The sequence below is a fragment of the Pseudomonas sp. GM79 genome (assembly GCF_000282495.1).
Classification (GTDB): Bacteria; Pseudomonadota; Gammaproteobacteria; order Pseudomonadales; family Pseudomonadaceae; genus Aquipseudomonas.
Genome location: NZ_AKJE01000078.1, coordinates 66,300 through 86,489, shown reverse-complemented (window position 1 = coordinate 86,489; position 20,190 = coordinate 66,300). Strand labels below are relative to the sequence as shown.

Genomic DNA, 20,190 nt, shown 5'->3' with positions numbered 1-20,190 from the left:
CGACATCACGCCCCAGCACCTGCACCTGATCGGCCAGCGACGAAGCACGGGCCAGCAACGCGTCTGGCGTCTGGCCCCTGGCTCGTCGCTACGCCCAGGAACCAACGTCCCTGGGCGCGGCTCTGGATACGCTCGATACCGCCATGCAGCAAGCTGACCTGCCCACCCAGTGCCTGGCCGACGGCAAGCGCACTCTCAAAGAGACGGGTGCGCATTTCGTATATTTCCATCTAACGCAACGCCCTATTTCACATTCCAACTCGAATAGGATTTCAATGTTCGAGCGACTATGGTGCTGAACGTCACAACGTTCAGCATCATCTGACTCGCTCACTTCCTCTCGCGGTTCACCACACCCTTCCTGTTTGAGAGGAAGCGTTGGATTGCCCTCGCTATCCGCCGTTGTTGAAGCAGATCCGGGCTGATTGTCAGCCCTGTCATTTCAGGATTTATTTCCACCAATACTCGATCTGAACACCTACGTTGGAGCCTTGCAGGTCTGTACCAAACGCACCGGTATCAGACAACGCCGATCCCGGAGATTGCAAGCTGGCGGCGCGTTGCGCAGCCTTGTTCCAGGTAGCGTAGGTGTAATACAGACGAAATTCCGGCCTGTCCCAGAATCCCGGGCCCTTCGGTGACCAGGTAGGCGCGATGGTGTACTTAGTGAGTTTTCGGGTACCGTCTGCAGCTTCAACCTGGTCGCGCCCAACTTCGGTGATCAACTTGAACTGGTCCGTGAACGCATAAATTGGCCGAACACCAATGGATAACCAGTTCTGATCATCACCATCAGGGCGCGTGTCTTTTTGATAGACCAATTCAACTTGACCACTAAAAGCATGAGTCATTTGCCAGTCGAAAAACTCCACGAGCCGCCAGCTCTTGTTGCTCTCATCCAACGTGGTATCACCGGTGTAGCCCAATGCGGTGCCCGGCCCTCGGCCGTATTGAACAGCGAACTTGTTGACTCCGCCAAGAAACGCGACCTGCTTGTGCTGGGCAACCACTGACCAGCCCTGATGAGCATTCTCGCGGCTCGGCTTGTCCAGATAACTGACGCCCAGTTGAACCTCGCCACCGGGATTTGTGTTGAATCCACTGACGGTCACATCCTGACGGGTAACAAAATCCTTTTGAAAGACGTTGTCCTTGCGTGAGAACACGTAGCTGTATTTCAGATCTCCCAATGCGACCTGGTCGAACCCAAAGCCTGTTGAGCTTTGGTTCCAGTAGAAGTAGTCGGAAATATTGATGTCGTTTCGGTTGTAGTAACGACGGCCCGCCCAGAAAGAACCGCCATTCAATGCCGGCATCTTGCTCCACTCAGCGTAGAGCTGACTCATCCGCGTATAGCCGTGCTCCCCGTCAAATTTTGGTTCATGGCCATACTCGTTATAAAACTGTGCCATGCCTTCCACGCTGACCACCGAGCCGTCGTCCAGTGAAAGCAGATCCTGGCGCAAATCCAGCTCCAGATATTGCTCACATTCGTTGCCAAGACGGTATTTGGATTGCGCGCCCGGTAGCTGAAAACACGACTGTTTCCCTCCTTGAGTCGAATCTCCAACTCCGGTTCTGAAATAACCACTGAAGTCTGTTGAATACGCGTCAACGGGCAAAAAGCCGACAGCAAAGGACGCACCCAGAACTGCGCTGAGAGTTTTAACGTTCATTCATAACACCTTTTGTTTGTTATATTTATTGGATAAGGTCGACGCGAACAGCACGCTTTTAATCAAAGTACACGGTTAACTCCCACGCACCGGTTTTCGAAAGGGAAATACCAAGTTAAATCGAATAGAAAAGGCACCGCTGAACCAATGAGAAGAATCCAGGCATTGCCGGCGCAAAGTGACCAGACGAGCTAACGATAAGGCATTAGTCCCGTCCAATCTTATGAGGCTCTACCCCCGATGACGTCCTCGGAAGAAATCTATAAGACCCTGCGTCGAGGAATCATCAGCCGGTTGCGCGTCATAGCGAGTCAGGAGGCTATGCACGCTGTTACTTAGCTCCTTGCCCAGTTCCACGCCCCATTGATCAAACGAATTGACTCCCCAAATTACGCCCTGGACAAAGACCTTGTGCTCATAAAGCGCGATCAGCGCACCAAGGCTATGTGGATTGATGATCTCAAGAGCAACTGTATTGCTTGGCCGGTTACCGGGGATCACTTTATGCGGTGCCAGTCGTTCAATCTCACTGGATGAAAGGCCTTTGGCTTTTAGCTCTGCCTCAGCTTCACTGCGGGTTTTGCCCCACATCAGCGCTTGGCTTTGAGACAAGCAATTGGCATACAGCCATTCCTGATGATCAGCCACTGGATTGTGGCTGACCACAGGCACAATGAAGTCAGCTGGAATCAGAGGCGTTCCCTGATGCAGCAACTGGTGGTAAGCGTGCTGTCCGTTACACCCCACGCCGCCCCAGATTACCGGGCCCGTGGTGCAAGACACTGACGTGCCATCATGACGAACACTTTTACCATTTGACTCCATGTCCATCTGCTGCAGATGCTTAACGAAGTTGCGCAGGTAATGGTCATAGGGCAAGAAAGCATAGCTTTGCGCACCCCAAAAATTGTGATACCAAACGCCGAGTACCGCTAAAAGAACAGGAAGGTTCTGTTCCAATGGTTCGTTCAGGAAATGCTGATCCATAGCGTACGCGCCGGATAGCAGTTCCTTGAAGTTAGCGATGCCAATGGCCAGCGCAATCGGCAGGCCAATTGCAGACCATAGTGAGTAACGGCCACCGACCCAGTCCCACATAGGAAAAATGTTTGCTTCACGGATGCCGAAATCCAGCGCTGCCTGGCGATTATTGGTCACAGCAATGAAATGGCGATATAGCTTCTCTTCCGTCCCGCCCTTAGCCAAGTACCAGCTACGAGAAGCTTGTGCATTCTTCAAGGTTTCAAGAGTACCGAAGGTTTTGCTGGAGATGATGAACAGCGTTGTTTCTACGTTCAGTCCGGCTGTAACCTCTCGGAACTCACTGCCGTCGATATTAGCTAGATAATGGCACCGCACCCCATGCCGAGCAAAAGGCGCCAGCGCCTCAGAGACAAGCTCCGGGCCCAGAAATGAGCCACCAATACCAATGTTTACGACATCGGTGATGACCTTGTCGTTGTAACCACGCCACAGATGGTTATGGATACGACTCACAACGTCAGTCATCTGCGCCAGGGCTCCATGCACATCGCGCATCAAGTTGCGACCATCGACCATCAAAGCGTCCCCCACTGGTCGCCGCAGCGCCGTATGCAGCACTGGACGCCCTTCGGAGCAGTTGATTTTCTCTCCACTGAACATGGCACGCGCGGCCTGTTCCACGCCTGCCTCGCGAGCAAGGTTTACAAGCAATGAACGCGTTTCGTGAGTGATGAGGTTTTTGGAGTAATCCAAAAAAAGCCCGCAGCCCGCCAAGGAAAAGTCTTGAAAGCGTTTACTGTTATCTCGAAAGGCATCGCGCATACTAAAATTTTTCATGCTCTCCCGATGGTCGAGCAGATTGCGCCATGCCGGCAGTGCAGTCACATCATTCGTTTTGTTGTAGTTATTCATGCTCAGCCCTTCTTCGCCAATACGGCTTGTGCCGTCTCAATCAACTCTTTTCTTGCCATTCAAATGTGGGCGTTTTGTAATTCTGCAAACGCAGAAGCGCCATCACAGGAATAAGCCCTGCATTGTGCAGTTACGACCCATTATCGGATTTACTCCCGCGAGGGCTAGCGTTCTCCATCGCGATTCAAATAAATGTCTATCTCTATAACGAAATCATTGAAACCTGAAGAAAACAAAACCGAACGCGGGGGCACTCAAGCAGAAAACACTGCAAACATGCATATCCGTGCATGACAAATGGAAACCAGGTGCCAGTCATTTAGTTTCAAAGTTATCCAGGCGGCGAGACGTGGACAAGCATCAAATAATTCACGTCTGCACCGCTAGATCCTCAGGACGAAACCCTGAGTACAGTCATTTTGGAGCGCCGCAAGAATCTCGCTGGATTAAAGAGGGTTTCAATCTAATAGTCTGACGTCTACCCTCAGGTTGCTTGATACGCTTCAATAAAAGCTTCACAGCCTGGGCTCCGAGCTCCTCGAGAGGTTGCGCTACAACTGTCAGTCTTGGGCTAAAAGCATCCGCCCAGTCGAAATCGTCAAAGCCAACCAGCGCGATATCCTTTGGCACCTCAAGCCCCGCTTCACGAAGAGCCTGCATTGCACCAATGGTCATCAAGTTGTTTGCAGTCATTATTGCGGTGGGCGGGTGCTCTAGCGATAGCAAACGGCGCGTGGCTTCCATTGCCGGCGCAATCGCCGATTCACCACAGCAAACCAATTGATCTTCGTACTCAATTCCAGCGTCAGCTAAAGCCGCACGGTAGCCGTCAATTCGCTCATGAGAAGAAGACTGAGTCAATCGTCCGGATACCATCCCGATACGCCGATGACCCAGCTTAATCAAATGTGCAATCAACTCTTGAGAGGAGTGCTTATTCTCTACCCCCACCTGATCAAAAGACGTCGAGAGAAGTCGATCGATGAGAACCGTGGGTATCTTGTTGGCTTTTAAGTAATTAAATACTCGATTTTCTGGATCATATTCCGAAGCGAGTACAATCCCGTCAACACGTCGCTCATGCAGTGCCTTGACCGCTTTGAGTTCCTGTTCCGGATCTCTTTGCGTATTGACCAGTATCATCATCAATCCGCTTTTCGCGCATGCCGCTTCGATGGCACGTACTGTTTCACTGAAGTAATAGTTTGAAAGCGTAGCAATCGCCACGCCGATAGCACCCGAACCCGAAGAGGAGCGAGCCAGAGACCGAGCGAGTGAGTTTCGAATATAGCCTACGGACTCTACAGCCTGATTCACACTACGGACGGTGTCAGGATGTACTTTACGAGTACCGTTGAGAACATGAGATACCGTAGACATTGATACGTTCGCGGCTCTCGCGACATCGCTCATCTTTGCACCCACTGTGCATCACTCCTTTCTCACGTGATTTGATGGATAGCGCTGAACTCATGTCCAGTTGCTACCTATTGTAAAGCTCACGGCGAGAAAATGCGTCGATGGCTCTCGGAATTGATGCCGGGGCGAGCCCGCAATTTCGTGAAAGACCCAGCGAGATGCGCAGCGCATCTGAAGTCTGTGAATCGAGATGGTGGAATCCGCTATGCAGCATAGCCGGGCACTCCTTTTTATTATCGTAGCGATCATCCTGCGAACCAATTGATGGACGCAGCAGCGCTTGTTGAAAAAAGCATAGCCGAGACGAAAGCGCTTGCGCAAGCGCTTTTCTAACATCCTTTTCATGTGCTCTTTGATCGGGGCTTCCCTAGGGGATGGACGTTGAAGTGCTTTTTTGAGAATTCCTCGAACGAAAAGGAAAGCGCTTGCGCAAGCGCTTTCCTTTCGACTATGTTGCTCAAACAAGAACACCGATGGGAGGTTTCAACTGCCTCTCAAATCGGTAGATAAGGAGTTAACAGCTATGCTGAGCACTGGATCTGAAAGCCCCCCTCCTGCCCTATTGGAAATGCATTCCATCTCGAAGTCATTCAATGGGGTGCGCGTCCTGCATGACATTGACCTCAGTATTTTCCCTGGACAAATCCACGCGCTAATGGGCGAAAACGGCGCCGGAAAATCCACTCTGATGAAAATACTATCGGGGGCCTATGTCGCCGACAGTGGCACTATACGAATCGACGGATGTGATATTCGAAACTATGGCGTGAACGATGCGAAGCGCCATGGCATATCCGTCATCTATCAAGAGCTCAGCTTGTGCGCAAATATGAGCGTGGTGGAGAACATCTACCTGGGTAGAGAGATTCGTCGATGTGGAGTTATAAACCGCAAGGCAATGACCGAAGGCGCGCTCGTAGTACTAAAGCGACTTGGCGTCACATTTGATCCACACGCACTGGTCGGCACCTTGTCGATTGCGGACCAACAACTTGTTGAAATCGCGCGTGCAATTCATGCCGATACGCGAATCCTGGTGATGGACGAGCCTACAACGCCGCTATCCACAAAAGAGACCGAAAGCCTTTTTACATTGATTCGGCAGCTACGTGATGATGGCGTCGCGATCATCTATATCAGCCATCGAATGGCCGAGATATACGCATTGTCCGATTGTGTTTCGGTGCTCCGGGACGGTCGTTACGTTGGTTCGCTGGATCGCGTCACGCTGTCAGCTGAAACCCTGGTCCGGATGATGGTTGGCCGCGATGTTTCCGGCTTCTACGCCCATGAGCGTTCTTTGTGCTCTTACGAGCAACCGATACTACGTGTTAACAATCTTACAGATGACTTCAAAATTCAGGATTGCAGTTTCGATCTGTACGCCGGCGAAATTCTCGGGATTGCAGGACTGGTGGGTTCTGGAAGAACCGAACTTGCCCGATTAATCGCAGGCGTCGATGCGTACTCAGGCGGAAAGATTGAGATGGACGGCGAAGTTGTAGTCATACGCTCTCCTCGCGATGCAGGTAACGCAGGCATCGTCTATCTGACAGAAGACCGCAAAGCACTGGGCCTTTTTCTCGACATGAGTGTCCACGACAATATCAATGTATGTGTTGTGGGAAGTGATGCTCGATTTGCGGGGTTTGTGGACCGAACGGCCGGAACTGGACGTACCGAACAAGCAATCCAGGCACTCAATATCAAAGCGTCTTCAGATATCAATGTTGGAGCACTGTCCGGAGGTAACCAGCAAAAAGTTTTGTTGGCTCGTCTGCTGGAGATGAAGCCCAGAGTATTGTTCCTCGACGAGCCTACATCGGGTGTCGACATTGGGGCTAAATCAGAAATATATAAAATCATCAATGCATTAGCAGCATCCGGCGTTTGCGTAGTGATAATTTCAAGTGAACTACCAGAGATCGTTGGAATTGCCGACCGTGTATTGGTCATGTGTGAAGGTAAACTTGTCACCGAACTCGGTGGCCACAGCGGTCTTGATATCACACCTGAAGCCATTATCGCGTCTGCCACAGGCAGCGACAGGTTGACTCTAGCCAACGGAGACTTAGTCCAATGACTTCCCCACTGCAAAGCAAAGTAGCAAGTGACTTCACCACGCCTGGTGTACGAAGCATCGCCGGAGCTTCCACCCAGGATAAAATGCGCCAACTAATGAGAGTGGCGGGCATGCTGCCCGTACTGTTACTCCTTTGTGTGGGCTTTGGCCTGATGAGCGAGAGCTTTTTCTCGGTTCAGAATTTCTCGATCATCAGTCAGCAAGCCTCTATCAATGTGGTATTGGCGTCAGGTCTGACTTTTGTGATTTTGACCGGAGGAATCGACCTTTCGGTTGGTTCGATTCTGGCTGTTTCCGCAGTAGTGGCGCTATTGGTATCGCAAGTTCCGGGGTTTGCTCCCCTGGCCATCGCTGCGGGGCTTGGAGTCGGACTGCTACTAGGGCTCGTCAATGGTGTATTGGTCGCTTTTGGAAAGCTACCGGCATTTATCGTCACGCTAGGCGGATTGACTGCGATGCGTGGAATCGCACGCCTCATCGGCGAAGACAAAACGGTCTTCAATCCCGACCTGTCCTTTGCTTACATTGGAAACGATACGTTGTTCGGGGTGCCATGGCTGGTTGTAATCGCGGTAGTCGTGGTTACTCTTTCGTGGCTTATTCTTCGACGTACGGTGTTAGGCGTACAGATTTACGCAGTGGGCGGCAATCCTGAGGCCGCACGGTTGTCGGGAATCAAAGTCTGGAAAGTCCTGTTATTTGCTTATGCCCTATCCGGTTTGTTGGCGGGTGTGGGGGCTATCATGACTTCCGCTCGACTGATGGCTGCTAACGGACTGCAAATGGGACAGTCTTATGAACTCGACGCTATCGCCGCCGTTATTCTGGGAGGCACGCGCTTTACAGGAGGCGTCGGCACTATCGTCGGCACGCTAATTGGCGCCCTGATTATCGCTACACTTTCCAATGGCCTGATATTGCTGGGAGTTTCGGATATCTGGCAATACATTATCAAAGGTGTTGTCATCATCGGCGCGGTAGCCCTCGATCGCTTTCGGCAGTCAGGTGCACGAACCTGAATCATATATAACCCCCACACTCCAATAACAAGAGACAGTGCTCATGAAAAAAATAATATTTACCGCTGTTTGTACACTACTGGCATTTAGCAGCGCTCAAGCGCGAGAGTTGAAATCCGTCGGGATAACTGTTGGCTCGCTGGGTAATCCTTATTTTGTAGCGATGGTAGATGGCGCCAAAGCCGAGGCACTGCATATCAATCCCGCCGCAAAATTTATCTCAGTGTCGGCGGATTACGACTTGAATAAGCAGTTCACTCAAATCGATAACTTCATCTCTTCGGGCGTAGACTTGATTCTTGTCAACGCCGTCGACCCTGTCGCAATCGCGCCTGCGATTGCTAAAGCAAGGAAGGCAGGCATAGTGGTTGTGGGCGTAGATGTCATGGTGCAAGGTGCCAACGCCACGGTACAGACCGATAACGTCGAAGCCGGCAGGATTGTATGTCAGTACATCTCTGAGAAGCTGGGTGGCAAGGGTAACGTTATTATCCAGAATGGTACGCAGACCTCAGCAGTCTTGGACCGAGTCAATGGCTGTAAGAGTGTTTTCGCGCAGGCACCTGATATCAAAGTACTGTCTGATAATCAGGATGCCAAAGGCTCGCGTGAAGGTGGCTACAGCGTGATGCAAGGCGACTTGACTCGCTTTGCAAAAGTCGACGCGGTGTTCGCGATCAATGATCCCCAGGCCATAGGTGCAGACCTGGCAGCAAAACAACTCAAGCGCAAAGGCATCATTATCGCATCGGTGGATGGAGCTCCCGATATAGAGACTGCGCTCAAAAGCGATACACAGATCCAGGCATCCGCCTCTCAATCCCCTTGGGGCCAGGCACAACAGGCCGTAACGATGGGTTATGACCTGTTGAATGGCAAATCTTTGGAAAGCACAACGGTACTGCTTCAACCCTCACTGGTAACACGAGCCAACGTCATGGAGTACAAAGGCTGGCAAGCTGACCACTGACCAATTGACCACTGAGCGATTGAGTCAAATGACATAGGGGTCCCACCTCTTTAATGCGGGGAATGGCTGCTGCGAGTTGCTCGCAGCGGCCGAACGGCATGAAAACCCCTAGAGGGGCGAACCTACGGGAAACCTGAGCGACGGCTGCTGAGGAGAGATTTGGCATGTTTACCAAAACAAACACAATAGTAAGTACAGAGCTACTTAACTACGTTAAGGCCCTGTCTGGGAATCGAATTGTCGTTGCGCTAGCGGGGCCGCCTGGTGCCGGTAAGTCCACCGTCTCTCAGGCCTTGGTAGAGGCTCTTAATAGCGTTATGCCGGGGAGCGCAGCTGTTGTTCCCGGAGATGGCTTTCATTACGATGATGCGGTTCTTGGATCCTTGAACCTTTTAGATCGTAAGGGCTCACCTGATACATTCGATGTGGGTGGCTTCAGGAGTCTGCTGCTACGGCTTCGTGCGAACAACGAACCAGCGGTTGCCGTTCCGGTATTCGATCGAATCCTGGAGATATCCCGTGCTGCAGGACAATTGATTTCCTCTGACGTGAAATATCTCATCGTGGAAGGAAACTACCTTCTATTAGACCTCGCCCCATGGTCGTCCTTAATAGACTGTTTTGACGCCACCATAATGCTGCAGGCTGACCGCAAAACCCTGGAAGCGCGCCTGCTTGATCGATGGCGATCATTGGGTTTCGATGAGGCCACTTCCTATGAAAAAGTTCATCGCAACGACCTTCCGAATGCCGACATTGTGATTTCGGCCAGCAATATCGCTGACTTCACGATCACAAATTAAGATCCCACTTCCTCTCTTTTGAGAAAGAATCACGCCGTTAACCAAGCGTTTTGCTTGGCTAGATTTTTAACGCTAACAGGCCTACGAACGCTATTAACAACTTGTAGCGAACCTTTAAAGAGCGAATGACTATGTATCTGGTATGTGGTGAAGCGCTGTTCGATTTCTTCAGTGAAAACGACGTCAACGTTCAAGCTTCAAAAGTGAACTACAAAGCGATTGCCGGTGGTTCGCCGTTCAACGTCGCCGTCGGCTTGCGCCGTCTGGGCATCGACGTCGCGCTGTTCGCCGGGCTGTCCAGCGACTACCTCGGCCGGCGTTTACAGCAAGTGCTGCAGGAGGAAGGCGTGCGCCCGGACTACCTGCAGGACTTCGACGCACCGACCACCCTGGCGATGGTCGCCGTCGGTGCCGACGGCTCGCCGCATTACAGCTTCCGAGGCGAAGGCTGTGCCGATCGCCAGCTGTTGCCGGGGCATTTACCTGAGTTAGGCGCTGAGGTGCGTGGGTTGCATATCGGCTCGTTCTCGCTGGTGGTGCAGCCGATTGCCGACACCCTGCTGGCCCTGGTCCGCCGGGAAAGCGGCAAACGCCTGATCAGCCTCGACCCCAACGTGCGACTCAACCCGCAACCGAATATCGAACTGTGGCGCGAACGCATCAACACTCTGGTCGAGCATGCCGACCTGATCAAGGTCAGCGACGAGGACCTGAACCTGCTCTACCCCGAGCGTGATCCGCAGAGCGTGATCCATGGCTGGCTGGAACACCGCTGCCAACTGGTATTCCTCACCCGTGGCGGCCAGGGAGCAACGGTATTCAGCCGCCGCCATGGCAGTTGGTCGGCGCCGGCCTGCGCGGTGGTGATGGCTGATACCGTGGGCGCCGGCGACACCTTCCAAGCGGCGTTGATCGCCTGGCTGACCGAACAGCAGCTGGATTCGGTGGAGGGTTTGCAGCGCTTGAGTCACGAACAGATCGACGCGATGCTCACCTTCGCCGTCAGCGCCGCCGCCCTGACCTGCGGCAAGACCGGGCCGGACTTACCTTATCGGCATCAGTTGGATTGATATCTGGTCAGAATCTGTATCGCGGGCATTGCAGTTTTCGCGAGCAAGTGGGGTCCCCCACCCCCGCTTGACTTGGGCTGTGGCGAAGGCTGGCTGTTGCGGGCGCTGGCTGAACAGACTATCAAAGTAATCGGCGTAGATGGCGACGCGACCTGGTCGAGGCAGCGCGAGGACCACCGTACAATGCCTATGCGCTCAACAAACAACTGACCGTGGCCGTCGGCGCGCAGAACCTGTTCGACAAGTACCCGGACCATATCGGCGTAAGCAACTCTTCGTTCGGCGATAACTGGGGCAGTTTTTCACCCTTCGGCTTCACCGGCGGTTACTACTACACCCGCCTGCAATACGCGTTCTGACTCCTCTGGCGCGTAGAGCAAGAACAAAAGATCGCAGGTATTTCGAAGTGCAGCCATTCATTCTGAGCGATGCCGAGCCCGGTAAGGATGGCGCCTGAGGCTTAGGTTCCATATAGCCTGATACAAGGCTCTTATTCCATTAAATAATTACATTTTGTTTTTATAGTGCGTTTCAATCTATGCGCTGAAGTTGATACAGAAACGCCCCTTCAAATTTGTTCAGGAGCCATGATGTCCGATCCAAAACCTCTGTTGTTTGCACTCTACGAACAAGCCAGTGTGGGTTGTGGAGGTGCGCCGAGCCTCTGGACGCATCCGGCTGACGAGCGCCTGGCAATCAACTCGTTGGGCTACTGGTCGAACCTGGCACGCATTGCCGACCAGGCCAACCTCGATATGCTGTTCTTCGGCGACGTGCTGGGTTTCTACGACGTCTTTGGTGGCAATGCCGATGCCGCAATGAAATGGGCTGTGGAAGCTCCGGCCAATGATCCGTTGATGATCATTCCCGCCTTGGCCGCGGTCACCGAAAACCTTGCGTTCGGCGTCACGGTTACCACCAGCTATGAACACCCCTTCTCCCACGCTCGGCGTTTCAGCACCCTGGACCACCTCACCAACGGGCGGGTGGGCTGGAACATCGTGACCTCTTACCTGTCCAGCGCCGCGCGTAACTTCGGCCTTGAACAGATGATCAAACACGATGACCGCTACGAACGCGCCGAAGAATTTCTCGATGTGGTGTACAAGCTGTGGGAAGGCAGTTGGGCCGACGATGCGGTGGTCGCGGACAAAGCTCATCAGCTGTATGCCCGGGGTGATCGGGTACGGCCGATTAACCACGTGGGCGAGCACTATCGAGTCGCCGGGCCGCACCTCACCTCACCGTCGCCGCAGCGCACACCGCTACTGATCCAGGCGGGCTGGTCGGGTCGCGGTCGCGAGTTCGCCGCCAAGCATGCCGAACTGATCTTCATTGCCAAGTCCAACCCTCAGGAAATCCGTCAGGGCCTGGAGGACATATGGGCCAAGGCCCAGGCTCTCGGTCGCCAGCGTGAGGATGTGAAGTCCCTGACCGTATTGCGCATCGTCACCGCCAAAACCGAAATTGAAGCGCAGCGCAAATATGACGCGTTGCAAAGCAACTACCATCTTCAAGCGCAACTGGTCAGTTATGCGGGCGACACGGGCATCGATATCAGTCGCTATGCCGACAGCGATGCATTGTCGACCCACACCGAAGGGCTGACGTCCTATGTCATGCACCCCGATGGCAGTGGTAAGCCGTTGACCGCCGGGGATGTGAAGCAACGTTTTGCCAAGGTCACCCGCGGCAGCGACCTGATCCTGGTGGGCACCCCACAACAGGTAGCCGACCGGATCGAAGAACACGCACGCATTAGCGGCACCAGCGGCTACATGATCAATCCGTTGATCAGCCCTGGCACACTCGAAGATTTCGTGGAGTTGATCATTCCCGAATTACAGAAGCGCGGCCTCTACAGGACCCAGCCGCAAAGCGGTACCTTCAGGTCCAGGTTAAGGGAAGATGGCAGCAGCCATTTACCCGACTCGGCTTATGGCGCTTCATTCCGCTTCGGCAAGGCGCTTTAGCCCGAAGGCGACTGCTCAAGCGTTATCAAGCAGTCGCCGAACGTTCGAGGAAAACGTCGCGGGGGATCAGCGTTTACAGCGTAAGAAACAGCGCCGAGGTCCAGACTCGGGATTGATCGCGTTGCCGGGCGCAGATGAACAATGGATGCTCACGGCCCGGCTGCAGATTCAGCTGTGTCAGTGCCGTCAGAGAACGTAGTCATCAGAAATTCCCACTCGTTGGAACTAACAGGTCGCCCTGATTCGCACCTTTCGTGTTAACGAAAAAGCGAGGGCCGTCGATGCCAAGGAAGATGCAGGCCTGGGATTTTCTTTGACGCAAAAAAATGGACCTCTTTTCAGAGGTCCATTTTTTAATATTTGGAGCGGGAAACGAGACTCGCATCTAGCGTCCGACCCATTGAAATATAAGGGGTTTATTTAATTCCTTAAGCAGGAATGGACTTGATTCTGGACTTGTTTTTTGGGTGCATCAAGAGCAAAAAAGGGAATCATTCCAAGGCACACTACTGGGGTCTGCCCATAGCCAGTTGGAGGAATGTCATCAAGCTGGCGGTATCAATTGCGCAGGATCGACTTGAGATAAGTCCTCATCGAGAGAATGGGGCCTTGAGTTCTCTGAGTGCATTAGCCAATCTTCTTTGCGCTTCTTTCATCGTGCCCCAACAGTTCGTGTGTGAGGGTGGATGTCCTCAGCACCCACGCGTTCAATTTAACTAATGCTAAAGCGCGTCCGAATCGTCGGAATAGGTCAAAGGTGGAAGGTGGGGGAGCAAACTTTCTGGCCCCTCCCGCCACCCTCATCACTTCCTACCGTCGCCTACGAGGACAAATAGTCGACCTGATGCCGCGCGATGCGTGAGTTCCCCAACTCGCCCCTCACCCGCAAATGCTCAGGGTGGGAGGCATAGGCATCCAGAGCTTCCTGCGAATCAAACTCGCTGTAGAGCACCACGTCGCAGGCATAGTCGATTCGACTCAAATCCACGCCGACCTCAATCTTCAAAAGTCCAGGTATCAACCCGGCCAGCCCTTCAAACTGCTCCTTGAGGAACAAGCAAGCCTGCCTGTGCTGTTCAGGCGTTTCACCTTCCAGGTTCCACATCACAATGTGCTTGATCATCGCTGTCTCCCTGCGGTGCCAATCATGCCTGCCATATCAACCTTTGCTCTTCTGATATACGTCCACGAATACCGCCGCCAGCAACACAGCGCCTTTGATCATCTGCTGGTAGTCGATGCCAATTCCCATGATCGACATGCCGTTGTTCAACACCCCCATGATGAAAGCGCCAATCACCACGCCAACCACCTTGCCAACTCCGCCGGACGCCGAGGCACCACCGATGAACACCGCGGCGATAACATCCAGCTCAAACCCGGTGCCGCCCCGCGGTGTCGCGCTGTTAAGGCGAGCGACGAAAATCAGCCCGGCCACCGCCGCCAGCACGCCCATGTTGACGAAGGCGAAGAACGTCACTCGCGAAGTGTTGATCCCCGACAGCTTGGCGGCCTTGAGATTGCCACCCACCGCGTAGATCCAGCGGCCGATCACGGTGCGGTTCATGATGAAGGTGTACACGCCGATCAACACACTCATGATCACCAGCACCGTAGGGATGCCGCGGTAGGTCGAGAGCAGGTAGCAGAAGTACACGATGAGCGCCGCGACCAGGCCATTCTTCAGCGCGAACAGGGTCATGGGGGCGACATTGCCGCCACTCTTGAGGGTGCGTTTACGACTCCGATACTCGACCACCCAGAACGCTGCTGCGACGGCGATCCCCAGCAGCAACGAGGTAATGCGCAGGTTTTCGTTGGCAAAGACATCCGGGATGAAGCCCGAACTGATCGCGGAAAAGGCTGGCGGAAACGGCCCGATCGACTGTCCTTGGGAAATCGCGATGGTCGCGCCTCGAAAGATCAACATGCCGGCCAGGGTGACGATGAACGACGGCATGCCCCACACCGCCACCCAGTAACCCTGCGCCGCGCCAATCAGTGCACCCACCGCCAGACAGATCACCGTTACAGTAAAGAAGTCCAATCGATACTGGACCATCAGCACGGCGGCCAGCGCACCGATCACGCCGACCACCGAACCGACCGAGAGGTCGATGTGGCCGCAGACGATCACCATCAGCATGCCCAGCGCCATGACCACGATGTAGCTGTTCTGCAACAACAGGTTGGTCAGGTTGAGCGGCTGCATCAGCGCCCCGCCGGTAGCCACCTGGAAGAACACCATGATGACGATCAACGATGCCAGCAGACCGTATTCTCGCGCGCCGCGCTTGAATGACGTGAGCGCCGTTGGTTTGGATGTGAGAGGTACGCTGACTTCGCTCACTGGATCACCTCATTTTTCATGATTGCGTGCATGATTTTTTCCTGCGATGCCTCTGCGATTGGAAACTCGCCGACAAAGCGTCCTTCATTCATTACATAGATTCGGTCACAGGTACCCAGCAACTCAGGCATTTCCGAGGAGATCATGACGACGCCTCTGCCCTCGCTGACGACCTGATTGACCACCGCGTAAATCTCGTACTTGGCCCCGACATCGATGCCGCGAGTGGGCTCGTCCAGGATCAAAACCTTGGGGTCGGAAAACAGCCATTTACCCAGCACGACCTTCTGCTGGTTACCGCCGGAGAGCTTGTCCACCGTCTGCAGGACGTCCGGGCTACGAATGCGCAGACGCGTCTGGAAATCGACCGCCACCGAAGTCTCTGCCAGTTCGTTCATCACCCAGCGTTTGGACACGGCGGCCAGGTTGGCCATGCTGGTGTTGCGTGTGATGCTCTCGCCCAATACCAGGCCGGCGCCCTTGCGGTCTTCGGTGGCGTAGGCCAAACCGTGATCGATGGCCTTGCGCACGGTGCCAAGGTCAACGTCTCGCCCTTCGAGACGCGCCTTGCCACGGATGTTCGAGCCATAGGAGCGGCCAAATACACTCATGGCGAATTCGGTACGGCCAGCGCCCATCAGCCCGGCGATGCCCACCACCTCGCCCCGACGCACGTGGAAATTGATGTTGCGGATGCGGTCACGTCCAGAGTGCTCCGGGTCGCCGACCGACCAGCCTTCAACCTCGAACAGCTTTTCGCCAATGTCAGGAACGCGCTTCGGATAGCGGTCCGAGAGTTCGCGGCCGACCATGGAGCGAATCACCCGGCCTTCATCGATAGGTTCGGCACGACAGTCGATGACATCGACGGTACTGCCGTCACGGATCACGGTGATCTCGTCCGCCACCCGCCCAATCTCATTGAGCTTGTGCGAGATGATGATCGAGGTGATGCCACGCCCCTTGAGTTCGAGCATCAGCTTGAGCAAGGTGTCGCTGTCTTTTTCGTTGAGGCTCGCGGTCGGCTCGTCAAGAATCAGCAGGCGCACATCCTTGGCCAGAGCCTTGGCGATTTCCACCATTTGCTGCTGGCCAATCCCGAGGTTGCCCACCAGGGTCTGCGGCCGGGCATCGAGGCCGACCCGCGCGAGTAACTCGCGGGCCCGCTGGTGCGCTTGATCCCAATCAATCACGCCATGACGGGCTATCTCGTTTCCGAGGAACAGGTTTTCGGTGATTGACAGCATGGGCACCAGGGCCAATTCCTGGTGGATGATGCAGATGCCCAGCGCCTCACTGTCGCGCAACCCCTGGAACGTTCGCGGCGCGCCATCAAAGACAATTTCACCGGTGAAGGTGCCATGCGGATAGACGCCGCTGAGGATCTTCATCAGGGTCGATTTGCCAGCGCCATTCTCACCGCAGATCGCATGGATTTCGCCATCGCCGACCTTGAGGTTGACCCGGCTCAGCGCCTTCACCGGGCCGAAGCATTTCTGGATATCACGCATATCGAGAATTGTTTTTGTCATTTTTTCTCTCCTGCCAGCACACACCGATCTCGGGTTGCCTCAGCGCAACTGCTCAGGCGTGTAGAACTTGGTGTCATCGACAAGGACTTTCTGCCAGTTGTTGCCATCAACCAGTTGTGGAGTCAGCAGCTGGGTCGGCACGATCATCGAGCCGTTGTCGTAGGACGTGGAGTCGTTGACCACGACGGTCTTGCCACTCAAGGTCGCATCCATCATTTGCGCGGCGGCATCGGCGAGGGCGCGGGTGTCCTTGAAAATGGTGGAGGTCTGGTCGCCGCGTATGATCGACTTGATGCTGGAAATCTCGGCGTCCTGGCCGGTCACGATAGGCATTGCTGCCTTACCCGTTCCATAGCCCACACCGCGCAATGAAGACACCACACCAGTGGCGATCTGATCGTTCATGGCCAGGACCGCGTCCAGGTGGGCGGTGCCGTAGAAGGCGCTGAGCAGGTTATCCATACGCGCCTGGGCTTGGGCGCCGTCCCAGTTTGGAGTGGCTACTTTGTCTATGGATTGCTGGCCGCTGCGAATGACCAGCTTGCCGCTGTCGATGTAGGGTTTGAGCTGCGACATCACTCCCGCGTACACCACGTGGGCATTGTTGTCGTCCGTGGAGCCGGCGAAGATTTCCAGGTTGAACGGGCCCTTGCCCTGTTTGAGCTGCAACTTGTCGACGATGGACTGCCCCTGCAGCACGCCGGTGCGGTAGTTGTCGAAGGTGACGTAGTAGTCGAAGTCTTTGGTGTTGCGGATCAGGCGATCATAGGAAATGACCTTGATGCCTTTCTCCTTGGCCTGCTTGAGCACATCGGCCATGGTCGTACCGTCGATCGGCGCGACAATCAGGCCCTTGATGCCCTTGACCATCATGTTTTCGATTTGCGACAGCTGGGTCGGCGCTTCGTACTGGGCATACTGCAAGTCGGTGTCGTAACCGAGTTTCTTCAATGAATCGACGATGCTGCTACCGTCTGAAACCCATCGCGCTTCGGTTTTTGAGGGCATGGCAATGCCAATCGTGCCCTTGGTGCTGGTCTCATTTTTCGAGCAGGCACTGACGGCCAGGCCCAACAATACTGCCGCGGCAACCTTGATGATCTTGTGCATAGTGTCCTCTTCTTTTTGTTGTTGGCATTTCTCGGGGATGCAACTGCCCTTCCGGCTCTGTTTACAGAGCCGGCGGGGTCATTTCGCCTACAGAACTACATGTCGCTATTGAGCCAGGATGACTTCCTGGCCATTCAACTCAGCGGACTCGAACAGCGCTTCGAGTATCACGTTGATGTTATGCGCCTGGCTGGCCGGCACCGTCGAAGGGCTTCCGGTGCGCAACGACTGGACGAAGGCAGCGGCTTCACGGTCGAAATACACCGGGTTACCGATCTCGGCAATTTCCGGGGAATAGACGGTTTTACGCACCGCCCAGATCTCCGGAAAGCTGTTCTCGTTCCAGTGCGTCCAGCCTTGCTGATGGCCGTTCTTGCCATCGTGGTAAAGCTTGTATGACGCCGGCATCGGCGTGGAATGCATCACCCCGTGAGTACCGTAGGCGGTAATGTCCCAGCTCTCGGTCCAGGGCATCGGGTCCCAGGACATGAAATCGATGGTGATCAACTTATCGTCGTAGTTGAGCACCGCACCCACGGCGTCCTCGCGCGCCGAATCGCTCATCTGCCCAGCGAATTTGGTAATCCGCGCATTGACCGATTTGGGCATGCCGAAGTGCAACAGCAAACGGTCGATGGTGTGGCAGCCGATCACATAAAAGGCACCGCCACGGTCGCCCGGTTGTTTCATGTGGTTGGTGTCGGCCTCATCGTGGGAACAGCCAGCGTGCGCGCGAACCTGTAGCACCTTGCCGATTTCACCGCTTTGCAGAACCTGCTGCATTTTTTCCACCGACGGTGCGTAGCGCCAGCAGTAGCCGACCTGGAACAACCCGCCGGTACGCTCGACCGCGTCGACGATGCGAGTGGTGTCGATGGTACCGCGGCCCGCCGGTTTTTCGCAGAGCACCGCCTTGCCGGCCTCCAGCGCTTCGATGGCCCAATCAGCCATCAGGTAGCTTTTGGGGTGCACCAATACGACGTGCACGTTCGGGTCAGCGAGGATTTCTTCCTTGCTGCGGGCCTGCAAGTCCAGCGCATCGCAGAACGGCTCCAGCAAAGGGCTGTCGTCGTAGGCGCCAAGGAACTGCACGCCGGGTATGCGCTTGAAGGCTTTGACGCGGCCCGACGTGTGTGGGTGGGTAATCCCCAGGCAGGCCACACCAATAGTGGCGCCACTCTCAAGCTTGTAAGACATGATGTTCTCCAGGTGTTCTTGTCCGAGATAGCCAATGACCGTTCAAGCTCATAGCCTGACCGCGCGCCCGGTCTTGACCGATTCGACCGCGGCATCGGCCAGTTGCAGAGCCTTGAGGCCATCCTGCACGGTAGTCGGCATCGGAGTGCCCTTCACCAGCGCTTCGATGTAGGCATCGAGTTCGGCTTTGTAGGCTTGCTGATAACGCTCAAGGAAGAAGTTCAGCAGGGGTTCGCGCGCATCGGTGACGTCCTGGTTCCAGCGACGGATTGTCGTCGGACGCAGGTTATCCATCTGCAACATGCCTTTGGAACCGAACACTTCGATGCGCTGGTCGTAGCCATAGACCGCCTGGCGGCAGTTGTTGATATGGCACTGTTTGCCCGACGCCGTTTGCATCTGCACCATGGCGGTGTCGTAGTCGTCGTACTTTTCCATCATCTGCGGATCGATCAGGCGGCTGCCGATGGCGGTCAGTTCGACCGGCTCCTCGCCCAGCAACCAGCGACCGATGTCCAGGTCGTGGATGGTCATGTCGCGGAAGATACCGCCCGAATGCTGGATGTAGTCTTCAGGTGCCAGACCAGGATCGCGGCTGCTGATGATCACCTGGCGCACTTCGCCGATATCGCCGGCATCGATGGCTGCGCGCATTTCAGCGAACGTGGACTCAAAGCGGCGGTTGAACGCCAGCATGACCCGACCATTGAGGCGCTCCACTTCCTCTACCGCGGCCAGGCTCTTGGCCATGTCCAGGTCGATCGGCTTCTCGCACAGCACCGCTTTGCCCTGGCGCACGGCACGCAGCATCAGGCTGATATGGGTGTGGGTCGGGGTGCCGATAATGATGGCCTGGACGTCGTCGCGATCGATCGCCGCTTCGCAGTCGAGCATCGCTTCGGTGCCGAAGGCGTCGGCCAGACTCTGAGCGGCATCGGCGAACGGATCCGCCACGACAACCAGCTTGGCGAACTTGCTGGCAGCCACGTTGGCTGCGTGAATCTTGCCGATACGACCGGCGCCGAGAACTGCGATACCTACCATTTGTTATCTCCTTGAAACTCTATTGTTCGATGTTTTAGACGAGCGAAA

Annotated in this window: 17 protein-coding genes and 1 pseudogene; 8 read left to right on the top strand and 10 right to left on the bottom strand. The window is 54.9% G+C overall.

What is annotated here, in order from left to right; genetic code table 11:
• Positions 1 to 5: 5 nt before the first annotated feature.
• The 4 genes from PMI36_RS0129760 to PMI36_RS08755 all read right to left on the bottom strand — a co-directional run bounded on the left by PMI36_RS0129760 (position 6) and on the right by PMI36_RS08755 (position 4,997).
• Positions 6 to 215 carry an NIL domain-containing protein gene (locus tag PMI36_RS0129760; RefSeq protein WP_177319498.1) on the bottom strand — a complete coding sequence of 70 codons (210 nt, stop codon included), beginning with the start codon at positions 213 to 215 and terminating at the stop codon, positions 6 to 8.
• Between the two features lie 234 nt (positions 216 to 449).
• Complete coding sequence (locus tag PMI36_RS08745; protein ID WP_008073820.1) at positions 450 to 1,676, bottom strand: maltoporin; 1,227 nt, start codon at positions 1,674 to 1,676, stop codon at positions 450 to 452.
• Positions 1,677 to 1,907: 231 nt separating this feature from the next.
• Positions 1,908 to 3,572, bottom strand: coding sequence for a glucose-6-phosphate isomerase (gene pgi / locus PMI36_RS08750; protein ID WP_008073819.1), 1,665 nt, complete (start codon positions 3,570 to 3,572; stop codon positions 1,908 to 1,910).
• Between the two features lie 414 nt (positions 3,573 to 3,986).
• Complete coding sequence (locus tag PMI36_RS08755; protein WP_008073818.1) at positions 3,987 to 4,997, bottom strand: LacI family DNA-binding transcriptional regulator; 1,011 nt, start codon at positions 4,995 to 4,997, stop codon at positions 3,987 to 3,989.
• Between the two features lie 517 nt (positions 4,998 to 5,514).
• Between PMI36_RS08755 and PMI36_RS08760 the strand changes: the two genes are divergently transcribed.
• From PMI36_RS08760 to PMI36_RS08785, 8 genes and pseudogenes are all read left to right on the top strand, one after another.
• Positions 5,515 to 7,074: a sugar ABC transporter ATP-binding protein gene (locus tag PMI36_RS08760; protein ID WP_008073817.1), complete on the top strand. Its 1,560-nt coding sequence runs from the start codon at positions 5,515 to 5,517 to the stop codon at positions 7,072 to 7,074.
• A complete protein-coding gene (locus PMI36_RS08765; RefSeq protein WP_008073815.1) occupies positions 7,071 to 8,093 on the top strand; it encodes an ABC transporter permease subunit in 1,023 nt (340 codons plus the stop codon). The genes PMI36_RS08760 and PMI36_RS08765 overlap by 4 nt, the downstream gene beginning before the upstream one ends.
• Before the next feature lie 43 nt (positions 8,094 to 8,136).
• A complete protein-coding gene (locus PMI36_RS08770) occupies positions 8,137 to 9,063 on the top strand; it encodes an ABC transporter substrate-binding protein (RefSeq protein ID WP_008073813.1) in 927 nt (308 codons plus the stop codon).
• A gap of 164 nt (positions 9,064 to 9,227) precedes the next feature.
• Positions 9,228 to 9,866 carry a nucleoside triphosphate hydrolase gene (locus PMI36_RS08775; protein ID WP_008073810.1) on the top strand — a complete coding sequence of 213 codons (639 nt, stop codon included), beginning with the start codon at positions 9,228 to 9,230 and terminating at the stop codon, positions 9,864 to 9,866.
• Between the two features lie 131 nt (positions 9,867 to 9,997).
• Positions 9,998 to 10,936 carry a carbohydrate kinase family protein gene (locus PMI36_RS08780; RefSeq protein ID WP_008073808.1) on the top strand — a complete coding sequence of 313 codons (939 nt, stop codon included), beginning with the start codon at positions 9,998 to 10,000 and terminating at the stop codon, positions 10,934 to 10,936.
• 54 nt (positions 10,937 to 10,990) lie between these two features.
• A pseudogene (locus tag PMI36_RS32100) lies at positions 10,991 to 11,089 on the top strand (methyltransferase domain-containing protein); the annotation flags it as partial.
• A 59-nt stretch (positions 11,090 to 11,148) separates the two neighbouring features.
• Positions 11,149 to 11,295, top strand: coding sequence for a hypothetical protein (locus PMI36_RS31525; RefSeq protein WP_157214967.1), 147 nt, complete (start codon positions 11,149 to 11,151; stop codon positions 11,293 to 11,295).
• 231 nt (positions 11,296 to 11,526) lie between these two features.
• Positions 11,527 to 12,909, top strand: a complete 1,383-nt coding sequence (locus PMI36_RS08785; protein ID WP_008073806.1) for an LLM class flavin-dependent oxidoreductase — start codon at positions 11,527 to 11,529, stop codon at positions 12,907 to 12,909.
• A gap of 820 nt (positions 12,910 to 13,729) precedes the next feature.
• On the opposite strand, the gene PMI36_RS08790 is transcribed toward PMI36_RS08785, so the two are convergent.
• From PMI36_RS08790 to iolG, 6 genes are all read right to left on the bottom strand, one after another.
• The gene (locus PMI36_RS08790) at positions 13,730 to 14,032 is read right to left on the bottom strand and encodes a Dabb family protein (protein WP_008073804.1); all 303 of its coding nucleotides are present in this window, start codon (positions 14,030 to 14,032) and stop codon (positions 13,730 to 13,732) included.
• 36 nt (positions 14,033 to 14,068) lie between these two features.
• The gene (mmsB, locus tag PMI36_RS08795; protein ID WP_008073803.1) at positions 14,069 to 15,259 is read right to left on the bottom strand and encodes a multiple monosaccharide ABC transporter permease; all 1,191 of its coding nucleotides are present in this window, start codon (positions 15,257 to 15,259) and stop codon (positions 14,069 to 14,071) included.
• Positions 15,256 to 16,791 (bottom strand): multiple monosaccharide ABC transporter ATP-binding protein, encoded by a 1,536-nt coding sequence (mmsA, locus tag PMI36_RS08800; protein ID WP_008073801.1) that lies wholly within the window; start codon positions 16,789 to 16,791, stop codon positions 15,256 to 15,258. Before mmsA ends, mmsB begins: the two co-directional genes overlap by 4 nt.
• 39 nt (positions 16,792 to 16,830) lie before the next feature.
• Positions 16,831 to 17,901 (bottom strand): multiple monosaccharide ABC transporter substrate-binding protein, encoded by a 1,071-nt coding sequence (gene chvE, locus PMI36_RS08805; RefSeq protein ID WP_008073799.1) that lies wholly within the window; start codon positions 17,899 to 17,901, stop codon positions 16,831 to 16,833.
• 105 nt (positions 17,902 to 18,006) lie between these two features.
• Complete coding sequence (locus tag PMI36_RS08810) at positions 18,007 to 19,134, bottom strand: Gfo/Idh/MocA family protein (protein WP_274517748.1); 1,128 nt, start codon at positions 19,132 to 19,134, stop codon at positions 18,007 to 18,009.
• Positions 19,135 to 19,146: 12 nt separating this feature from the next.
• Entirely contained in the window at positions 19,147 to 20,142 is a 996-nt protein-coding gene (gene iolG / locus PMI36_RS08815) for an inositol 2-dehydrogenase (protein ID WP_008073796.1), read from the bottom strand.
• Between the last annotated feature and the right edge of the window lie 48 nt (positions 20,143 to 20,190).

Bases quoted from the DNA above. Each gene is read 5' to 3' on its own strand.
- iolG (WP_008073796.1), bottom strand. From the start codon at position 20,142: ATGGTAGGTATCGCAGTTCTCGGCGCCGGTCGTATCGGCAAGATTCAC.
- PMI36_RS08790 (WP_008073804.1), bottom strand. From the start codon at position 14,032: ATGATCAAGCACATTGTGATGTGGAACCTGGAAGGTGAAACGCCTGAA.
- pgi (WP_008073819.1), bottom strand. From the start codon at position 3,572: ATGAATAACTACAACAAAACGAATGATGTGACTGCACTGCCGGCATGG.
- PMI36_RS08785 (WP_008073806.1), top strand. From the start codon at position 11,527: ATGTCCGATCCAAAACCTCTGTTGTTTGCACTCTACGAACAAGCCAGT.
- PMI36_RS0129760 (WP_177319498.1), bottom strand. From the start codon at position 215: ATGCGCACCCGTCTCTTTGAGAGTGCGCTTGCCGTCGGCCAGGCACTG.
- PMI36_RS08760 (WP_008073817.1), top strand. From the start codon at position 5,515: ATGCTGAGCACTGGATCTGAAAGCCCCCCTCCTGCCCTATTGGAAATG.
- chvE (WP_008073799.1), bottom strand. From the start codon at position 17,901: ATGCACAAGATCATCAAGGTTGCCGCGGCAGTATTGTTGGGCCTGGCC.
- PMI36_RS08775 (WP_008073810.1), top strand. From the start codon at position 9,228: ATGTTTACCAAAACAAACACAATAGTAAGTACAGAGCTACTTAACTAC.
- PMI36_RS08745 (WP_008073820.1), bottom strand. From the start codon at position 1,676: ATGAACGTTAAAACTCTCAGCGCAGTTCTGGGTGCGTCCTTTGCTGTC.
- mmsA (WP_008073801.1), bottom strand. From the start codon at position 16,791: ATGACAAAAACAATTCTCGATATGCGTGATATCCAGAAATGCTTCGGC.
- PMI36_RS08765 (WP_008073815.1), top strand. From the start codon at position 7,071: ATGACTTCCCCACTGCAAAGCAAAGTAGCAAGTGACTTCACCACGCCT.
- PMI36_RS08770 (WP_008073813.1), top strand. From the start codon at position 8,137: ATGAAAAAAATAATATTTACCGCTGTTTGTACACTACTGGCATTTAGC.
- PMI36_RS08780 (WP_008073808.1), top strand. From the start codon at position 9,998: ATGTATCTGGTATGTGGTGAAGCGCTGTTCGATTTCTTCAGTGAAAAC.